This window comes from Streptomyces sp. NPDC001348, assembly GCF_053597535.1.
The window spans coordinates 222,092-241,121 of sequence record NZ_JBSFIK010000005.1 but is presented as its reverse complement, the minus strand read 5'-3'; the positions used below and the strand labels follow the sequence as shown (position 1 = coordinate 241,121).

General features: G+C 72.2%; 16 protein-coding genes. 9 read left to right on the top strand and 7 right to left on the bottom strand.

Annotation, left to right across the window (positions count from 1 at the left end):
* Positions 1–254: 254 nt before the first annotated feature.
* Positions 255–1,547: a ferredoxin reductase family protein gene (locus ACWC21_RS07915; RefSeq protein ID WP_450879219.1), complete on the top strand. Its 1,293-nt coding sequence runs from the start codon at positions 255–257 to the stop codon at positions 1,545–1,547.
* A 111-nt stretch (positions 1,548–1,658) separates the two neighbouring features.
* On the opposite strand, the gene ACWC21_RS07910 is transcribed toward ACWC21_RS07915, so the two are convergent.
* A complete protein-coding gene (locus ACWC21_RS07910; RefSeq protein ID WP_450879217.1) occupies positions 1,659–2,330 on the bottom strand; it encodes a lytic polysaccharide monooxygenase auxiliary activity family 9 protein in 672 nt (223 codons plus the stop codon).
* Positions 2,331–2,487: 157 nt separating this feature from the next.
* Positions 2,488–4,581, bottom strand: a complete 2,094-nt coding sequence (locus ACWC21_RS07905) for a cellulose binding domain-containing protein (RefSeq protein WP_450879215.1) — start codon at positions 4,579–4,581, stop codon at positions 2,488–2,490.
* A gap of 358 nt (positions 4,582–4,939) precedes the next feature.
* Between ACWC21_RS07905 and ACWC21_RS07900 the strand changes: the two genes are divergently transcribed.
* Positions 4,940–6,103: a cellulose-binding domain-containing protein gene (locus ACWC21_RS07900; protein ID WP_450879361.1), complete on the top strand. Its 1,164-nt coding sequence runs from the start codon at positions 4,940–4,942 to the stop codon at positions 6,101–6,103.
* Between the two features lie 225 nt (positions 6,104–6,328).
* Here the strand turns inward: ACWC21_RS07900 and ACWC21_RS07895 are convergent, their stop codons facing one another.
* The 3 genes from ACWC21_RS07895 to ACWC21_RS07885 all read right to left on the bottom strand — a co-directional run bounded on the left by ACWC21_RS07895 (position 6,329) and on the right by ACWC21_RS07885 (position 9,923).
* Entirely contained in the window at positions 6,329–7,855 is a 1,527-nt protein-coding gene (locus tag ACWC21_RS07895) for an amino acid permease (protein WP_450879213.1), read from the bottom strand.
* A gap of 190 nt (positions 7,856–8,045) precedes the next feature.
* Entirely contained in the window at positions 8,046–8,888 is an 843-nt protein-coding gene (locus ACWC21_RS07890) for a siderophore-interacting protein (protein ID WP_450879211.1), read from the bottom strand.
* Between the two features lie 99 nt (positions 8,889–8,987).
* Positions 8,988–9,923: a 5'-3' exonuclease gene (locus tag ACWC21_RS07885; protein ID WP_450879359.1), complete on the bottom strand. Its 936-nt coding sequence runs from the start codon at positions 9,921–9,923 to the stop codon at positions 8,988–8,990.
* A 506-nt stretch (positions 9,924–10,429) separates the two neighbouring features.
* On the opposite strand from ACWC21_RS07885, the gene ACWC21_RS07880 reads away from it, so the two are divergent.
* The 4 genes from ACWC21_RS07880 to ACWC21_RS07865 all read left to right on the top strand — a co-directional run bounded on the left by ACWC21_RS07880 (position 10,430) and on the right by ACWC21_RS07865 (position 13,778).
* On the top strand, positions 10,430–10,999 hold the full coding sequence (locus ACWC21_RS07880) for a helix-turn-helix domain-containing protein (RefSeq protein WP_450879209.1): 570 nt from the start codon (positions 10,430–10,432) through the stop codon (positions 10,997–10,999).
* Between the two features lie 18 nt (positions 11,000–11,017).
* On the top strand, positions 11,018–11,743 hold the full coding sequence (locus tag ACWC21_RS07875; RefSeq protein WP_450879357.1) for a helical backbone metal receptor: 726 nt from the start codon (positions 11,018–11,020) through the stop codon (positions 11,741–11,743).
* A 20-nt stretch (positions 11,744–11,763) separates the two neighbouring features.
* A complete protein-coding gene (locus ACWC21_RS07870) occupies positions 11,764–12,714 on the top strand; it encodes a LysR family transcriptional regulator (protein WP_450879207.1) in 951 nt (316 codons plus the stop codon).
* A 74-nt stretch (positions 12,715–12,788) separates the two neighbouring features.
* The gene (locus tag ACWC21_RS07865) at positions 12,789–13,778 is read left to right on the top strand and encodes an aminoglycoside phosphotransferase family protein (RefSeq protein ID WP_450879205.1); all 990 of its coding nucleotides are present in this window, start codon (positions 12,789–12,791) and stop codon (positions 13,776–13,778) included.
* Here ACWC21_RS07865 and ACWC21_RS07860 read toward each other — a convergent pair.
* Both ACWC21_RS07860 and ACWC21_RS07855 read right to left on the bottom strand, forming a co-directional pair.
* On the bottom strand, positions 13,767–14,465 hold the full coding sequence (locus tag ACWC21_RS07860; RefSeq protein WP_450879203.1) for a gamma-glutamyl-gamma-aminobutyrate hydrolase family protein: 699 nt from the start codon (positions 14,463–14,465) through the stop codon (positions 13,767–13,769). The two genes, ACWC21_RS07865 and ACWC21_RS07860, sit on opposite strands and share 12 nt — an antisense overlap.
* Before the next feature lie 66 nt (positions 14,466–14,531).
* Positions 14,532–15,266 carry a FadR/GntR family transcriptional regulator gene (locus ACWC21_RS07855; protein ID WP_450879201.1) on the bottom strand — a complete coding sequence of 245 codons (735 nt, stop codon included), beginning with the start codon at positions 15,264–15,266 and terminating at the stop codon, positions 14,532–14,534.
* A 96-nt stretch (positions 15,267–15,362) separates the two neighbouring features.
* Between ACWC21_RS07855 and ACWC21_RS07850 the strand changes: the two genes are divergently transcribed.
* From ACWC21_RS07850 to ACWC21_RS07840, 3 genes are read left to right on the top strand one after another with little or no spacing between them, the layout of a single operon-like run.
* Complete coding sequence (locus tag ACWC21_RS07850) at positions 15,363–16,727, top strand: glutamine synthetase family protein (RefSeq protein WP_450879199.1); 1,365 nt, start codon at positions 15,363–15,365, stop codon at positions 16,725–16,727.
* 8 nt (positions 16,728–16,735) lie between these two features.
* A complete protein-coding gene (locus ACWC21_RS07845; RefSeq protein ID WP_450879197.1) occupies positions 16,736–18,106 on the top strand; it encodes an aldehyde dehydrogenase family protein in 1,371 nt (456 codons plus the stop codon).
* 7 nt (positions 18,107–18,113) lie between these two features.
* Positions 18,114–18,899: a 3-oxoacyl-ACP reductase gene (locus tag ACWC21_RS07840; protein ID WP_450879195.1), complete on the top strand. Its 786-nt coding sequence runs from the start codon at positions 18,114–18,116 to the stop codon at positions 18,897–18,899.
* The last annotated feature ends 131 nt before the right edge of the window (positions 18,900–19,030 follow it).

Genomic DNA, 19,030 nt, shown 5'->3' with positions numbered 1-19,030 from the left:
CCAGCGTGGGTCGCCGCCAGACACGCGAGCTCGTCATGCGCACCCCATGTACCCCAACGGCCCCGTGAGGGCTTGTGGTTAACAACTTAATCAATCAGCGTACCCGGCGACGGCGGCTTGGCCGGCGGTCCGACCAAAGGGCGCTCGGCTTCCGTGACTACTCGGGGCGCCGGGCGTGAACGCGTCACATCGAGAAAAAAGGGGAAGCGGTGGAGGCGACGTATACACAGGTGCGGCAAGGCACCATACCTCCGGTGGTCGCGGCGCGCTGGGCGCTGTGGACGTTCGTCATCACCAACGTGGTGATCCTCGAATTTCTGTTCCTCAGTGCCGGGAGCGGTAAGAACGGGGTGCTCACGGTCGCCAAGTTCTTCGGCCTGCACGCCGCTGTGCTGATGCTGTTCCAGCTGCTGCTGGTGGCCCGGCTGCCGTGGCTCGACCGCCGTATCGGCATGGACAGGCTGACGGTGTGGCACCGGTGGGTCGGCTTCACCCTGCTGTGGACCATCCTCGCCCATGCCGCGCTGGTGATCCTGGGCTACGCGCGGCTCGGTGGCACGTCGGTGGGGAAGACGTTCTCCTCGCTGGCCGGGGTGCCGGCCTCCCTGCTCGGGATGTGCGCCGCGGCGATCGTCGTCGTGGTCGCCGTCGTCTCCGCCCGGTACGTGCGGCAGCGGCTTCCCTACGAGATCTGGCACGGCCTGCATCTGCTGCTCTACCTGGCGCTGGGACTGGCGTTCGTCCACGAGTTGCGGGAGACGACGACCTTCAGCTCCTCCACGCCCGCGAGGATCTACTGGTGGGCCCTGTGGCTGTTCGCGTTCGGCGCCCTGGTCGCCGGACGGATCGTCATGCCCCTGTGGCGCAACGTGTATCACCGGTTCCGCGTCGTGGCGGTGGTGCCGGAGTCGGACGACGTCGTGTCGGTGCACGTCACCGGCCGTCACCTCGACAGGCTGCCGGCGCGGGCCGGACAGTTCTGCATCTGGCGGTTCCCGGGGCACCACCACTGGTGGCTGGCCAATCCGTTCTCGCTGTCGGCGGCACCCGACGGCCGCACGCTGCGGCTGACCGCCAAGGCGGTCGGCAGAGCCAGCGCCGGCCTGCGGAACGTCCCGGTCGGGAGCCGTGCGTTCGTCGAGGGTCCGTACGGGGCGTTCACCTCGTTGCACCGAACGCGGTCCGGTGCGCTGCTGATCGCCGGAGGAGTCGGCATCACGCCGATTCGAGCCCTGCTGGAGGAGGAATCGGCCGGCGACGTCGTCGTGCTCCACCGGGTGCGCAGCGAGAGCGACGCCGTGTTGGCCGACGAGGTACGGGACCTGGTCGCCGACCGAGGCGGGCGGCTGCACCTCCTCACCGGCCGCAGGGGGGAGGGGGCGTCGCCTTTCGAGCCGGACAGTCTCCGTGCCCTGGTTCCCGACATCACCGAACGCGACGTGTACGTGTGTGGCCCGCCGGCGATGACCTCGGCCGTACTCGGCGCCCTGCGCGCACTGGAGGTTCCCGACCGGCAGGTGCACGCCGAGCGGTTCGGCCTGGCCTGACGCGCGGGGACCCGCTGCCGGTACCCGGGGCCACCGGGGGCCGAGCACGCACCGTCCGGGCAGCCCTTGTCCTCCGGCCTCGCCGGGTCCGGAGGACAAGGGCCGCGCGCGTCAGCGGAAGTTCACGTCACTGCACAGGAAGTAGGCCTGGTCCATGTGCGAGGCCTGCCAGATCGTGTAGACGACATGACGGCCGCTGAACCCCGAGGTGCTGACGGGGATCGAGTAGTCCTGGCTGGGGGCGTACCTGCCGGTGCGGGCGACCAGCTGGAGGTCGCTCCACTTCAGCGGCTGGGTGGTGGGGTCGTAGCCCTGCCGCGTGACGTAGACCAGGAAGTAGTCCGCGCCGTGGCTGGCCTGGTCGTGCAGCTGCACGGTGAAGGCACTGGAGATGTCCGTCGTCTTCCAGGGCCCGACGGCGTCCAGCGAGTTGTAGCGCCCGCTCTCGGTGTGGCCGCCGCTGCACAACTGCCCGTCGGGGACGACGGCCTGGAAGTTGCCGGCGGCGCCGTTGCGGTACAGGCCGTTCCAGTTCCACATGGCGTTGGGGTTGTCCTGCCAGGCCTGCCAGCACATGGGGTCTTTCTGTGCCATGGCAGGGTTCTGGAAGTCGTTGCCCCAGCGCAGCCAGCAGCCGTAGTTGCGGGACGCCGGGGAGACGACCGAACCGTGGGCGACGGCGGTGCCGCTCCAGGGGATCAAGCAGAGGAGCACGGCGGCGAGGACGCTCAGCAGGAGCGTCGGACGTAAGCGCACCCGTGCGGCATGCTCACGGAAGATCATGGGGTCCTTCTTTCCGGTGTGGGGGGCGACTTGCGGATGGTGCTGTGGCGCCGACGCGATATGGGAGCGCTCCCAGTGCACAGGCTGCGCCTCCCGCTCCGGGTCGGCAACGGTTCGATTCCGCCACTTTCGCATCCTCGTGACGCGACGGTGCGGGTCAGGACCGTGTGGTGCAGACCGTCCCGTTGAGGCGGAAGACCGTCGGCGTGGGGTTGGGACCGTTGTTGGCGCCCGTGAAGCCGAAGGAGACGGTGGAGGCGCCGTCGGCGGCCAGACGCGTGTTGCCGGGCGCGCCGGTCGCATGCACGTGTCCGCCGTTGTCGGTGACGTCGGCGTTCCACGCGCCGGTCACGGACTGCCCGGCGGCGGGCCAGTCGTAGTCCAGGCTCCAGCCGTCGATCGGGTTCGGGCCCAGGTTGGTCAGGGTGACGGCACCGACGAAGCCGTTGCCCCAGCCCGCCGTCACCCGGTACTCGACGGCGCAGGTGCTCTGCCGGGGCGAACCGGTGGTGAAGGTCAGGGGTTTCGACGGCCGGGAGAGGTGCCCCGCCGCGTCGCGCGCCAGGACGTTGACCGTATGGACCGACCCCGGGGGCAGGTTGGAGATCGTCACGGACGTGCCGGTGGACTCGCCCAGGAGCTGGAGGTTGGTTCCCTGCTGTTCGTAGATCCCGTACCTGGCCACATCCCCCGTCGCGGCGGACCAGGACAGGTCGGCCGAGGTGTCGCTCACCGACGTGGTCCCGGGAGTGCCCGGGGTGCCGATCGTGGTCGACGGGCCGCTGCCCGGCTGCGGGTGGAGGGTCAGCACGGTGAGGGAGGACGGTGGCAGGACGGCCTGGGAGGACGAGGCGGTGCCGGGCGCCGGCACCAGGTCGGCGTCACCGGGTGCCCAGCGAAGTACCGCGGGGTCGCCGTGGTCCGCGGTGAAGCCGGCGTAGTGCAGTGCCACGGTGTGCGCCGCGCCGGCGTCCTTGTTCACCAGCAGCACGGCCAGGTCGCCGTCCGCCTGCTCGACCGCGTGTGCGGAGACCTGCGAGGAGGAGGAGCCGGAGGCGACCATGGTGTCTCCGGCTCCACCGAGCGCGGCGAGGGCCTTGATGCCGTAGTAGGGGGCGAACGGGGTGTTGGCCGCCGGTTCGCACACGGACCCGGAGCAGCCGGCACTCGACAACATGCCCATGTCCCCGTAGTCCGTCTCGCCGTTCACGGTCGAGATGGCGCCCACCCCGTTGTGGGTGTCCCACCAGTCGACCGTGAACACACCGTTCTCCAGGGCGGTCATCATGGCGTCCGCGGCGAAGAGGCCGTTGGGGCGGGTGGTGAACGGGGTGCCGCCCGTACTCCCGTTCACCTCCGTCATGGCGATGCCGATGCCTGCCGCGTCGGGCCCGGCGTAGCGGTCCAGCAGACTGCGCACCTCGCGGAGCTCGCCGGGAAGCTGCGCGACCCTGTTCACGGCCGGTTCGTCGGCGGTGCCACCCGGGTACCAGTGCACGCTCACGAAGTCGATGTCATGAGCGACCTCCGCGAGCACGGTGTGGTTCCAGTCGGCGGCCTCACCGTCGCCGATGACCCCGTCCGGCCAGTTGCCGGGCATGGTCAGGACGGCGCCGATCCGCACACTGGGGTCGACGGCCTTCATGGCGGCGGCGTAGGCCTTGACCTGGGTGGCGTACTCCTTCGGTGACTTGTCGGCGTGGGTGTCGTTCTCCCACCCGCTGCCGTAGTGGCCATTGCCGTAGATCTCGTTGCCTATCTCCCAGTAGCGGGCGCCGTAGTGCTTGGTGATGTTGGCGTACCTGACCCAGTCGGCGGCCTCTTCGGGAGTGCCGGAGCCGTAGTTGGCGATGATCACCGGTTGCGCCCCGGCGGCCTTCACGGTGCCCATGAAGTCGTCGAACCCGGTGCCCGGGGCGACGTATCCGCCCGGTGCGCTGTGGTCCTTCCAGTGGTAGATGTCCGCGTACGACCCGCCCGGGTAGCGCATGGCGCCCGCGCCCGCGGTCTTCATCAGGGTGGCCACCTCGGGATCGTTCATGTGCGCGTCCCAGATGGCGGCGTTGGCACCCCGGGCCGCGGAACCCAGCACGCCCAGACCCGCGTCGGCGTTCACGGTGACGGTAGTGTCCGCCGTGGCGGCGGAAGCGGGAGACGCCATGGGGAGCGCACCGGCGAGTGCGGCGTGGGCGGCCAGGAACACCGCGGCGAGTCTGCGGCGGCTGCGGGTGGATCTGTCACGAGACGGCACGGTGGTTTCCTTCCGGCGGGGGCGAACGGCACGGCTGCGCGTGGGAGGCGGACGGGTCACGTCGTGCCGCGCCTTCGGGGAAAGGTGGAACCGCATCTGTGGGAGCGCTCCCATAATGGGGAGGCGGTCCGGCACTGTCAACGGCCGGGACGGCGAGCCGCGATATCGGAGCCTCTGTGCCGTTCGGCCAGGTCAGCGGCTTGCGGGAGGTCGCACCGTCCTCGCGGCGCTGCTGGATCCGGCAGGGAGGGGCGGGGGGCGGTGGGCGTCGGCATTGACAGTGCAGGTCGCCGCTTCCATAGTGGGAGCGCTCCCATTCTTCCGTCAGAGGACTGTCATGAACATGACTTCCTTGCATATGGGTCGGCGCCTGCTGCCGCTCTGGGTGTGTGTGGTGACCGTGCTGGCCGTCGCCGTTCCCGCCATCTCGGCGCAGCGCGCACAGGGCGCGGCCGCGGGCTGCTCGGTCACCTATACGACCAATGAGTGGACCGGTGGCTTCACCGCCCAGGTCCGCGTCACCAATCTCGGCGCCGCGCTGACCGGCTGGCGGCTGGAGTGGGCGTACGGCGGCGACCAGCAGGTCACCTCCGCCTGGAACGCGCAGGTCACTCAGTCCGGCAGCGCGGTGACCGCCGTGAACGCCACGTACAACGCTGTGCTCGGCGCCGGCGCGTCCGCGGACTTCGGGCTCCAGGGCACCTGGCACACCGCCGACCCGGCCCCCACCGCCTTCACCCTCAACGGCACGCCGTGCGGCGGAACCGGGACCCCCACGCCGACGGCCACCCCGACCGAGTCGCCGACGTCGACCCCGACCGGCCCGGCGCCGGCCGGATGTTCCGGGGCGACGATCTGCTCCGACTTCGAGGACCAGACCGGCACCGTGCCCTCGGGGGACTGGCAGACCACGGCACCCGACTGCCAGGGTGCGGGGAAGGTCGCCGTCGACACGTCCGTCGCCCACAGCGGCAGCAGGTCGCTGCGTGTCGACGGCGGTGCCGGTTACTGCAACCACGTCTTCGCCGCGTCCACCCGTGACCTGTCCTCCGTCGGGCCCGTGGTGTACGTGCGCATGTGGGTCCGGCACACGACGGCCCTGCCCACCGATCACGTCACCTTCGTGTCCATGCCGGACGCCTCGCAGGGCGGCAAGGCGCTGCGCGTCGGCGGGCAGAACGGCGCGCTGCAGTGGAACCGTGAGAGCGACGACGCGACGCTGCCCGAACAGAGCCCGGCGGGGGTCGCCCTCAGCACACCGCTGCCGACCGGCCGGTGGCTGTGCCTGCGGTTCCAGATCGACACCACCGCCCAGTCCATGGGTACGTGGGTCGATGACCGGGAGGTCGCCGGACTGCACGTGGACGGGGTGCCGACCCAGAACGTCGACGGGCAGTGGCTCGCCCGCAGGACCCCTCCCCGCCCCACCCGCCTGCGTCTGGGGTGGGAGAGCTACGGCGGCGGAAGCGACACCCTCTGGTTCGACGACGTGGCCCTCGGTTCCTCGCCGATCGGCTGCTGACACCCGTACGACGCGTCGGCACCTCTCCTCACCGCAGGAACCGCCCGGTGCCCGTGAGGTGCTGCCGCGAGGTCGGGGATCCGGTGTCATGTCCGGTACCCGGGAGGGCGACGGGCCGCGGTCATGGGATCGGCGTGGACCTGCCGGTCCGCCGGGGCTCCGCCGGTCCACCGTCGCGCCGGCGGGGTCCACCGCCGCGCCGGCGAGCGGCGGACCGCCGGAGCCCTAAGCGGGCACCGGCTCCGCCGTCTCCGGCTCCACCAGCGCCGTGCGCGCACGGTACGCCCGGTAGGCCGCCCCGGCCGCGAGTGTCCCGGCGAGGAACAGGACCGTGAACCACTGGAAGTACCAGTGCCCGCCCGCGGGGTCGTACACCGCCGCGCGCGGCCAGGCCAGGTTGACCGTCATGACCAGGCCGTACAGCAAGGCGACCGCGTTGACCGGGACACCCCAGCGGCCCAGGGAGAACAGGGGCTCGCCGGCCTCGTCGGTGCCGCCGGCCGTGAACCGGCCGCGCAGGCGCTGCAGCAGCAGGGGGCCGGTGACCATCGCGTAGGCGAGGTAGAGCATCACGATGCAGGTGGTGCCGATGGCCAGGAAGGCGTCGGGTGAGGTGAAGTTCAGCAGCAGCAGGGCCGCCGCGAGGAGGCCGACCACCAGGGCCGGGGCGGCGGGCTGACCGGTGCGGGGGTTGACCCTGGCGAGCCGGTGGGAGAAGGGCAGGCGGCCGTCGCGTGCCATGGAGAACAGCATCCGGCAGGCCGCCGTCTGGATCGCCAGCGTGGCCACCGCGATCGCCACCACCACGTCGGCCAGCAGGACCCGGCCGACCCCGTCGCCCAGGCTGCTCGTCAGCACGTAGCTCAGTCCGTCGACCGCGAGGTGCCCGTCGGTGAGGCTGGGCGCGGCGAGCAGCCCGCCGAGCACCACCAGCCCGCCGAGCAGTCCGGCGGCGCCGAGGGCGGTGAGGATGGTGCGGGGAGCGGTGCGGCGGGGGTGGTGGGTCTCCTCGCTCATCTCGCCCGCGCTGTCGAAACCGATCATCACGTAGGCGGCCGTGAACGAGCCGACCAGCAGGGCGCCGAACAGACCGTTCTGTGTGGCGGCCCCGGTGTGGAAGGTGATCCCGGGGGACCGCTTCGCGTGGGTCAGCAGCAGGACGACGATCAGCGCGGCGCCGATGATCTCGGCGGTCACACCGATGCGGTTGATCGCGGACATCACGCGGTTGTCCACGACGTTGACCAGCGTCGTCAGCACCAGCAGGACGACGCCGAGCACCGCGGCGTTCGCGGCGCCGTCGGCGGAGACCGGCGAGGGGTCGTGGCCGATCAGCTGGAAGCCGGACCAGAGCGCCGGCAGCACCATCTGCAGGGCCAGCGCCGCCGCCGCGACCACCACGATCTGCCCGATCACCATGATCCAGCCGGCGAACCAGCCGAAGGCGGGGGTCGACAGCCGTGAGGACCACTGGTAGATCGCGCCGGAGATCGGGTAGCGCGCGGCCAGCTCCGCGAAGCACGCGGCGACCGCGAGCTGGCCGAGCAGCACGGCCGGCCAGGCCCAGAAGAAGACGGGCCCACCGAAGGAGTAGCCGAAGGCGAAGAACTGGAAGACGGTCGTCAGGACGGAGATGAAGGAGAACCCGGCGGCGAACGAGGCGTACCGGCCGAGGCTGCGGTGCAGTTCCTGGCGGTAGCCGAACTCCTGGAGGGAGAGGTCGTGGAGGGAGCGGTCGTCGGTTGTCGTCACGGCGGCACCTGCCTTGGGCGCGCAGGGGAGGAATCGAGTTCCTGTCGGGCGACAGAAATTAGGCAGCGGCTGTTTCCACCGCGTCACGCCGACGTGTCCGGTGCGGGCCCAAGTCCTCACGCCCCGGCGCGCTCCCCCGAAACGACAGCGGCGGCGCCCTCATGGGCGCCGCCGCGTGCCGTCGCGAGGGTCAGGCCGCCGCGCCGCCCTCCTGCTCCGCCTCGATCCGTGCGTTCCACTCCCGCTTGGCGGCCTGCCAGCCGTCCTCGTTGTGCCCCAGGCGCCAGTAGCCGGAGACCGACAGGTCCTCGCGGGGCAGGGCGAGCTCGACGCGCAGCAGCCGGCGCAGCTCCTTCACGAAGCCCGCCTCGCCGTGCACGAAGGCGTGCACCCGCCCCTGCGGGAACTCCAGCGCCCGTACCGCTTCCACCAGCGCCTCGCCGACCGGCCGGTCGCCGCGGTGCAGCCAGACGACCTGCACGTCCGAGTCGATCTTCTGCTCCTCCTCGGGGCCGGTGACCTCGACGAAGGCGTGCGCCCTCGTTCCCTCGGGCAGGGCCTCCAGGGAGCGGGCGATCGCGGGCAGGGCGCTCTCGTCGCCGGCGAGCAGATGCCAGTCGGCGCTCACGTCCGGTGCGTACGCCCCGCCGGGACCCATGAAGTGCACGGTCTCGCCCGGCTGGACGCGCGCCGCCCACGGCCCGGCCAGTCCCTCGTCGCCGTGGATCACGAAGTCCAGGGTCATCTCGCGTTCTTCGGGATTCCAGGTGCGCACCGTGTACGTCCGGGTCACCGGCCACTGCTCGCGCGGGAACTCCGCACGGATCCGCTCCACGTCGAAGGGCTCGGGATAGGTCGCGCCCTCGGCCGGGAAGAGGAGCTTCACGTAGTGGTCGGTGCAGGTGTCCGCGGCGAAGTCCGCCAGCCCCGCGCCGCCGAGCACCACCCGCTGCATGTGCGGGGTCAGCCGTTCCGTGCGTACGACCTGGGCTGAATGGGGTTTCCGCGGATTGCGTCCCGGACGTTCTGCCATGACGGCCTCCCGGCTCGGCTCCATTGGTTAGGTTGACCTAAGTTATCACTCGGGGGGAGTAAACACCCTTGCGCTCAAGCACGGGACGAGAGCTTGCGCTCAAGCACGGGACGAGAGCGTCGCCAGCAGCCGCTGCAGGGAACCGCCCAGTCCCCAGCGTGCCGAAAGCCCCTCCAGTCCTGCCGGGTCGCGCGGGGTGCGCGGCAGTGTCGTGGCGACGTCCGGCAGCGGGACGTCGGCGGCCACTCGGACGACCTTCGGGGCGACCGCCACGTACGGGCGGGCCTCCTCCAGCCGCTTGCGCTGCGACGGCGTGAGCCTGGCCCCCGGGTCGTGGACCGCCGCCATGATCCCGTCGAGGTCGCCGAACTCGGCGAGCAGCTTGGCCGCCGTCTTCTCGCCGATGCCGGGCACGCCCGGCAGGCCGTCGCTCGGGTCGCCGCGCAGCAGTGCGAGATCCGCGTACCCGCTGCCGTCCACCCCATACTTCTCGCGCAGCCAGGCCTCGTCGGTCAGCTGCAGCGTCCCCACGCCCTTGAGGGGGTACAGGACCCGCACCCCGCGGGCGTCGTCCACCAGCTGGTAGAGGTCGCGGTCGCCGGTGACGATGTCGACCGGCCCCCCGGCGCGCGCGGTGAACGTACCGATGACGTCGTCCGCCTCGTAGCCCTCGACGCCGACCCGTGCGATGCCGATCGCGTCCAGGACGGCTTCGATGACCGGCACCTGGGGGGAGAGCGTGTCCGGCACCTCTTCCTCGTCCGGTCCCGCCTCGTGCACCTCGGCCACCCGGTGCGCCTTGTAGGAGGGGATGAGGTCGACCCGCCACCCGGGTCGCCAGTCCGCGTCCATGCACGCCACGAGGTGGTCCGGCCGGTGGTCCTTCACCAGCCGGTCGATGAAGTCCAGCAGTCCGCGCACGGCGTTCACCGGCGTGCCGTCCGGCGCCTTCACCGAGTCCGGCACACCGAAGTAGGCGCGGAAGTACAGGGAGGCGGTGTCGAGGAGCATCAGTCGTCCGGTCACGCCTCGCATCATGCCGTACCGGGTCTTTCCGCGACCCGGGGGCGGACCGGTGCACCCGGGGGCGGGCGGCACACGGGCGCGCACCCGCCTACCGTAAGGATCCGGCCAATCACACGCTGTTGCGGCCATGCCCACACCTTGCCGCCCCGTCCTTCGACAGGTCGCCAACTCGACGCGCCTGCAGTGGAGTTCACGCTTCCATGCAGCGTCCCGAACGGAGGTCAGCGGCGGCCGACCGGCACCGGGCGCGGCCGGATGGACGGCCGACCTGCCGCCGGTCGGTCCGGTCGGTGTGTTCACCCCGGAGGGCGAGCCCCCCCGGCACGACGGGCCCGGAGGCTCCTGGACTGGCGCGATCCGTGAGGGTCGTACCGATGCGACATGACATCGATGTGGCGGCCGCGTGAAACGGTTTGCCGAACATGCGTAGGGTGCAGAGAAGTCATCAGAAGTGGTGTGCCCGCTGCGGGGCACCCGGTCGGAAAACAACGACGAGCGAAGGAGGGAGCCGAGCGATGGGCGACCACAAAGAACAGCAGCCCCTCCGGGTGGGCGCGGCCGTCCGGCGGCGCCGCCGCGCGCTGCAGCTCACCCTCGCCGTCGTGGCCGAGCGCAGCGGCCTGTCGGTCCCCTTCCTGAGCCAGATCGAGAACGACAGGGCCCGCCCGAGCACGGGCTCCCTGGAGAAGGTCGCCGACGCGCTGCGCACCACCGCCGTCGAGCTCCTCGCCGCCGCCGATCCGGCATGCAGCGTGGACGTCGTCCGCGCCGAGATCACGGAGAACGACTTCGATCCCCGGGTGCGCTCCCTGGTGCGCGGCCACCACCAACTGCACGCCTCCGAAATCACCGGCGACCATGACGCCGGCCGCGAATTCCAGCACCGCAACGACGAGTTGATGTACGTCGCCGACGGCGCGGTGGAGATCGAGGCCGAGGGGCGCGCCTATCGCCTCGGTCGCGGTGACACCCTCTACCTCACCGGTGGCGTCCGCCACCGCTGGCGGGCCACCGTCCCGGACACCCGGGTGATCGTCGTCGCGGTGGCGGAACACATCGAGGCGGTCAAGGACCGGTCGCGCTAGGGGTTCGGGATGCGAGGAATGCGGGTCGTCTCCCTCGTCCCCTCCCTGACCGAGGCGGTCGCCGTGTCCCTGCCCGGCGTGCTCGTCGGCGCCACGGACTGGTGCAGCCATCCGGCGGACCTCGACGTCACCCGTGTCGGCGGCACCAAGAACCCCCGGCTCGACCGCGTCGCCGCCCTCGCGCCCGACCTGGTGATCGCCAACGAGGAGGAGAACCGCGCGCCCGACCTCGACGCCCTGCGCGCGGCGGGCCTGACGGTCCTCGTCACGGAGGTGCGGGACGTGCCGCAGGCCTTCCGGGAGCTGCAGCGGGTGCTGACGGCGTGCGGGGCGAGGGCCCGGCCGCGGTGGCTGGACGAGGCGGAAGCCGCCTGGGCGGCGCCACCGGCGCCGGATCGTCGTACGAGGGCGGTGGTGCCGATCTGGCGCCGCCCGTGGATGGTGCTGGGCCGGGACACCTTCGCGGGTGACGTGCTGGCCCGGCTGGGCGTCGACCACCTCTACGCCGCGCACCCCGACCGCTACCCCCGAGTGACCCTGGACGAGCTGCGGGCCGCAGAACCCGGGCTGGTGGTCCTGCCCGACGAGCCGTACCGCTTCACGGCGGACGACGGCCCCGAGGCGTTCCCGGGGCTGCGCTGCGCACTTGTCGGGGGACGGCACCTGACCTGGTACGGGCCCTCACTGGCCGAGGCTCCGCGGGTGCTGGCCGAAGCGCTGTGGGCGCCCGGTGCCGCGCGGTGACCGGCGCATAAGCTGGCCTTATGAGCGAGGCGAGGGAAACGGCCGGCAAGCGGCGCGGGGCCGGGGCGCTGTCTCACCGCGTGCCCGACCTGGGCGCGCTGGAACTGCTGCTGGCGGTCGCGCGCCTGGGCAGCCTCGGGGCGGCGGCCCGGGAGGTCGGCATCACCCAGCCCGCGGCCAGCAGCCGGATCCGGTCCATGGAGCGCCAGCTGGGCGTGGCCCTCGTGGACCGGTCGCCGCGCGGCTCCCGGCTCACGGACACGGGCGCGCTGGTCACCGACTGGGCACGGCGGGTGGTGGAGGCGGCGGAGGCCTTCGACGCGGGTGCCCAGGCGCTCAGGGACCGCCGGGACTCCCGGCTGCGGGTGGCGGCGAGCATGACCATCGCGGAGTACCTGCTGCCGGGCTGGCTGATCGCGCTGCGCGCCCGGCGGCCGGACACGGCGGTGTCACTGCTCGCCGGGAACTCGGCCGCGGTGGCCGAGCGACTGCTCGCGGACGAGGCCGACGTCGGCTTCGTGGAGGGTCTGTCGGTGCCGTCCGGCCTGGACTCCGCGGTGATCGCCCATGACCGGCTGATCGTGGTGACGGCACCGGCCCACCCGTGGGCCCGCCGCCGGCGCCCCCTCGCGGCCCGGGAACTGGCGTCCACCCCGCTGATCCTCAGGGAGAAGGGTTCCGGCACCCGCCAGGTCCTGGACGCGGCCCTGGGCGGTCTGGCCCGCCCCCTGATCGAGCTGTCCTCGACCACCGCGGTCAAGGCGTCGGCGGTCAGCGGGGCGGGACCCGCGGTGCTGAGCGAACTCGCGGTCGGCGAGGAACTGTCCCTGCGCCGCCTGGTGAGCATCCCGCTGGAGGGCGTCGAGCTCCGGCGTGATCTGCGCGCGGTCTGGCCGGCCGGCCACCGCCCGGTGGGCCCCGCCCGGGACCTGCTCTCCCTGACCCGCTCCCGGCCCGACCGCCCGACCTGAGGCACCCGCACCGCCGGAGTCGGACGAGCGGAAATCCGCTGGCGCACCCTTCCCCGCGCTCGCCACCATGGCGCATGGCCTCCACCGCCCCGCCCGCCACAGGGGTCCGTGCCCCCTGGGAGAAACTCCCCGCCACCGTCACGGGTGCCGTCTCCGACCTGCTCGGTGCCCCCGTCGTCCATGCCGTGACCCAGCCGGGGGGCTTCTCGCCCGGCGTGGCGGCGCGGGTCCGTACCGCCGCCGGGCGGCGCGCCTTCGTCAAGGCGGTCAGCGCGGACACCAACCCGCACAGCCCGTCCATGCACCGTGCCGAGGCCCGAAACGCCGCCGCCCTCCCGGAGACCGTCCCCGCGCCCCGGCTGCTCGGCACCTACGACGACGGCACCTGGGTCGCCCTGGTCTTCGAGGACGTCGCCGGGCGCCAGCCCCACGTCCCGTGGCGGCCGGCCGAGCTCCGGCTGGTCCTCGGCGCCGTCGGCGAGCTGAGCCGCGGCCTCACCCCGTCGCCCGTCGCCGCCCCACCCGTGGGTGAGGCCCTGGCTGGCCCGTTCGACGGCTGGCGGCAACTGCTCGACGGGGCGGAGGACGACCTCACCGGACGCCTCGACCCCTGGGCCGTCGCCCGTCTTCCCGAACTCGCCGGACTCGCCGGCACCTGGCCCCGGGCGGCCTGTGGTGACACCCTCGCGCACGCCGATCTGCGTGCCGACAACATCCTCCTCACCGGTGCGGAGGACGGCCAGGGCGTCGTCTTCGTCGACTGGCCGCACGCCGTGCGCGCCGCGCCGTGGTTCGACCTGCTGGTGATGCTGCCGTGCGTACGGGCGCAGGGCGGGCCGGACCCGGAGGAGCTGTTCACCGCGCATCCGGTGGGCCGGGACGCCGACCCGGCCGCGGTCACCGCCACCCTGGCGGCCCTCACCGGTTACTTCCTGCGTCACTCGCTGCAGTCCCCGCCCCCGGGCATCCCCACGCTCCGTGCCTTCCAGCGGGCGCAGGGAGAGGCGGCCCTGGCATGGCTCAGGAAGCGTCTCGCCGCCGGCTCGGGAGCGCTACGGGGCTGACGGGCCGGACGCCGCCCGGACCAGTGCCCGCATGACCCTGAGGTCCTCGCCCATCTCCGGGTGCCACTGCACTCCCAGTACCCAGTCGGCGGACGGCAGCTCGAGGGCCTCCACCGTGCCGTCGGCGGCGTGGGCCGAGGGGACGAGGCCCTCGCCGAGCCGGTCCACGGCCTGGTGGTGGTAGGTGGGCACGGTCGTCTCCTCCGGCACGACCTCGCCGTACAGGGTGCCCGGAACCGGCTTGACCGGGTGGCCGCCGAACACGCCGACCGCCTCCGCGTGGCCGTCGAGGTGTTGTACGAGCGTGCCGCCGAGGGCCACGTTCAGCAGCTGCATGCCCCGGCAGATGCCGAGCAGCGGGACGCGCGCGTCCAGCGCCGCGTCGATCAGGGCGAGTTCCCAGGCGTCCCGCTCGGGCGCGGGCGGCCCCGTGCGGGGGGAGCGTGCGGCGCCGTAGCGGGCCGGGTCGACGTCGGGGCCGCCCGCGATCACCAGGCCGTCCAGCCGGGCCACCGTGGCCGGCGCGTGCGCGGGATCGTCGGGCGGGAGCATGGCGGTCAGCCCCCCGGCCCGCTGCACCAGACGGGGATAGGCGGCCGCCAGCAGGGCCGCCTCGAGCTCCCAGACACCCCAGCGCGCCCCGGCCTCCAGGTACGTGCTCACGCCGATCAGCGGTCGTCCGGTCACGCGGGCCTCCCGGCGCTCGAATGGTTCACCGTCACACCTTTGCGGGGACAGCTTTTCAGAGGCTGCTCATGCGAGGAAACCCCGCAGCAGCGCCGCCGTCCCCGCACAGTGCTCCCGCATCATCTCCCGCGCCCCGTCCGCGTCCCCGTCCAGTACCGCCTCGACCAGCGCGGTGTGCTGCCGCTGCGAGTGCTCGAGGTTGCGGACCAGCAGCGGGATGCAGTCCAGCAGGTCGTTCACGGTCGCCCGGACGGCCGCGTACTGTGCGGCCAATGTGGGTGAACCGCACAGCTCGGCCAGCGTGAGGTGGAGCAGCGTGTCCAGGCGGCGGTACTCGGCGAGCGGCGCGTCGTGCGTGCGGGCCAGCGCCTCGCGCAGCCGGGTCGCCGGACCGCCGGTCAGCCCGTGCGCCGCGCACAGGCCCGCCGCGCCCACCTCCAGCACCTCGCGGAAGCGCAGCACGTCCTCGACGTCGACCTCGGCGATCCGGCGCCGCAGCTCGTCCTCGCCGCCCGCCTCCGTGCGCGGCAGCACGAACGTTCCGCCGTACCGCCCGCGCCGGGACTCCACCAGGCCCTGGTCCTGGAGCACCTTCAGCACCTCCCGCAGGGTCACCCGGCTGATGCCCAGCCGCTCCGCCAGTTCCCGCTCGGCGGGCAGCCGTCCCCCGCCCGGCACCAGACCCAGCCGGACCACCTGCAGGATCTGCTCCAGCGCCTCCTCGAAGCCGTTGCCCGCCCGCACCGGCCGCAGCACCGGCCCGAGCCGGTCGCCCGGACCGCTGTCGGCATCCACTGGCATCTGGCCGCGCCCCCCTTCCCAAGCAATGGTTCTCGGCAATACCTTATGGCTCCCGGCCCGGCCGAAAAAGCGCGAAGAAGCCGAAGGAGCTCTCCCGTGGCAGACCGCACACCCCCGCTGAGCGTCGAGGAGCTGCACACCCTCGTCGCCGGCGGTGAGATCGACACTGTCGTCCTGGCCTTCCCCGACATGCAAGGGCGGCTCCAGGGCAAGCGGTTCGCCGCACGCTTCTTCCTCGACGAGGTCCTCCACCACGGCACCGAGGGGTGCAACTACCTCCTCGCCGTCGACACCGAGATGAACACCGTCGACGGCTACGCCATGTCCTCCTGGGACCGCGGCTACGGCGACTTCGCCATGCACCCCGACCTGACCACCCTGCGCCGCGTCCCCTGGAACGAGGGCACGGCCATGGTGATCGCCGACCTCGCCTGGAACGACGGCTCCCCGGTCGTCGCCGCCCCCCGCCAGATCCTGCGCCGCCAGCTGGAGCGGCTGGCCGGACTCGGCCACACCGCCCAGGTCGGCACCGAGCTGGAGTTCATCGTCTTCAAGGACACCTACGAACAGGCCTGGGACACCGGCTACCGAGGGCTCACCCCCGCCAACCAGTACAACATCGACTACTCCGTCCTCGGCACCGGCCGCATCGAGCCCCTGCTGCGCCGCATCCGCAACGACATGGCCGGCGCCGGACTGACCGTCGAGTCCGCCAAGGGAGAGTGCAACCCCGGCCAGCACGAGATCGCCTTCCGCTACGACGAGGCCCTCGTCACCTGCGACCAGCACGCGATCTACAAGACCGGTGCCAAGGAGATCGCCGCCCAGGAGGGCATGTCCCTGACCTTCATGGCCAAGTACAACGAGCGCGAGGGCAACTCCTGCCACATCCACCTCTCGCTCGCCGACGCCGACGGCGGCAACGCCATGGCCGGGGACGGCGAGAACGGCATGTCCGAGGTGATGCGGCACTTCCTCGCCGGCCAGCTGGCCGCCCTCCGCGACTTCTCCCTCCTGTACGCCCCGAACATCAACTCCTACAAGCGGTTCCAGCCGGGCTCCTTCGCCCCGACCGCCGTCGCCTGGGGCCACGACAACCGCACCTGCGCGCTCCGGGTCGTCGGCCACGGCCGCTCCCTGCGCTTCGAGAACCGGCTGCCCGGAGGCGACGTCAACCCGCACCTCGCCGTCGCCGGACTGGTGGCGGCCGGACTGTACGGCATCGAGCAGAAGCTGGAACTGCCCGAGCCCTGCCCGGGCAACGCCTACACCGCCGACTTCGAGCACGTCCCCACCACCCTGCGCGAGGCCGCCGAACTCTGGGAGAACAGCGCGATCGCCGAGGCCGCCTTCGGCAGCGAGGTCGTCGCGCACTACCGCAACATGGCACGCGTCGAACTCGACGCCTTCGACGCCGCGGTCACCGACTGGGAGCTGCGCCGCTCCTTCGAACGCATGTGAGGCACCACGTGTCGCAACCGTACGAACTCGACGTCCTCAACCCCGCGACGGAAGAGGTGATCGCGACCGTTCCCGGCGCCGTCGAACAGGACGTCGACGCCGCCGTCCACCGGGCCGCCCGGGCACAGCGCGCATGGGCCGCCCTCGCGCCCGCCGACCGGGCGCGGCTGCTGCGCCGTTTCGCCGCCGTCGTCGACGAACACCTCGAGGAACTCGCGCTCCTGGAGGTCCGCGAAGCCGGACACACCATCGGCAACGCCCGCTGGGAGGCGGGCAACGTGCGCGACCTGCTCGACTACGCGGCCGGTGGCGTGGAGCGGCTGGCGGGCAGGCAGATCCCGGTCGCCGGCGGCCTGGACGTCACCATCCTCGAACCACTCGGCGTCGTCGGCGTCATCGCGCCGTGGAACTTCCCCATGCCGATCGCCGCGTGGGGCACGGCCCCGGCCCTCGCCGCGGGAAACGCCGTCGTCCTCAAGCCCGCCGAGACCACCCCGCTCACCGCACTGCGGCTCGCCGGACTCGCCCTGGAGGCCGGACTCCCGGAGCACCTCTTCCAGGTACTGCCCGGGCGCGGCGACATCGCCGGCGACTCCCTCGTACGGCACCCCGGCGTCGCCAAGATCGTCTTCACCGGGTCCACCCGGGTCGGCAAGCGCGTCATGGCACTGTGCGCCGAACAGGTCAAGCGCGTCACCCTGGAACTCGGCGGCAAGAGCCCCAACATCGTCTTCGCCGACGCCGACCTGGAGGCGGCGGCCGCCGCGGCCCCCATGGCCTTCCTCGACAACGCCGGCCAGGACTGCTGCGCCCGCACCCGCATCCTCATCCAGCGCAGCGCCTACGACCGATTCCTCGGGCTCCTCGCCCCCGCGATCGAGTCCGTCGTCGTCGGCGACCCGGCCGACGAGGGCACACAGATGGGCCCGCTGATCTCCAGGGCCCAGCTGGAGAGGGTGCGTTCGTACGTGCCCCCGGGGGCCGAAGGCATCCGCGGCAAGACCCCGGAAGGCGCCGGATTCTGGTTCCCGCCCACCGTCCTCACCGGCGTCGACCCGCACGCGCGCGTGGCGGCGGAGGAGGTCTTCGGGCCGGTCGCCGTCGTGCTGCCCTTCGAGGACGAGGCGGAGGCCGTGGCGCTCGCCAACGGCACCGACTACGGCCTCTCCGGCTCCGTCTGGACCCGCGACGTCGGCCGCGCCCTGCGCGTCTCCCAGGCCGTCCGGGCCGGCAACCTGTCCGTCAACTCCCACTCCAGCGTCCGCTACTGGACCCCCTTCGGCGGCTTCAAGCAGTCCGGCATCGGCCGCGAACTCGGCCCCGAAGCCCTGACCGCCTTCACCGAAACCAAGAACGTCTTCATCAGTACGGAGGCCTGAGCCGCACATGACCGAGGAAACCACCATCTGCCGCCGTCTGGTCGGCCGCACCGCCGTCGTCACCGGAGCCGGCAGCGGCATCGGCCTCGCCACCGCCCGCCGGCTCGCCGCCGAGGGCGCGCACGTCGTCTGCGGCGACGTCGACGAAACCCGCGGCAAGGCAGCCGCCGAGGAGGTCGGCGGGATCTACGTGAGGGTCGACGTCACCGACCCCGACCAGGTCGAGGCGCTCTTCAAGACCGCGTTCGACACCTACGGCAGCGTGGACGTCGCCTTCAACAACGCCGGCATCTCCCCGCCCGACGACGACTCCATCCTGGAGACCGGCCTGGAGGCCTGGAAGCGGGTCCAGGAGGTCAACCTCACCTCCGTCTACCTGTGCTGCAAGGCCGCGATCCCCTACATGCGCCGCCAGGGCAAGGGCTCCATCATCAACACCGCGTCCTTCGTGGCGAGGATGGGCGCCGCCACGTCCCAGATCTCCTACACGGCGTCCAAGGGCGGAGTGCTCGCCATGTCCCGCGAACTGGGCGTGCAGTTCGCGCGGGAGGGCATCCGCGTCAACGCGCTCTGCCCGGGCCCGGTCAACACCCCGCTCCTGCAGGAGCTGTTCGCCAAGGACCCCGAGCGGGCCGCCCGCCGCCTGGTGCACGTCCCGGTCGGCCGGTTCGCCGAGGCGGAGGAGATCGCCGCCGCCGTCGCCTTCCTGGCCAGCGACGACTCCTCCTTCGTCAACGCCACCGACTTCCTGGTGGACGGCGGGATCTCCGGCGCGTACGTCACGCCCCTGTAGATCCGGGCGTCACAGGAAGGTGTGTCCCTCACCGCGGTACGTCGGCACGGTCGCCGTCACCGCGTCCCCCTCGACCAGGTGCAGCACGTCGAACCGCTCGCACAGCTCACCGGCCTTCGCGTGCCGGAACT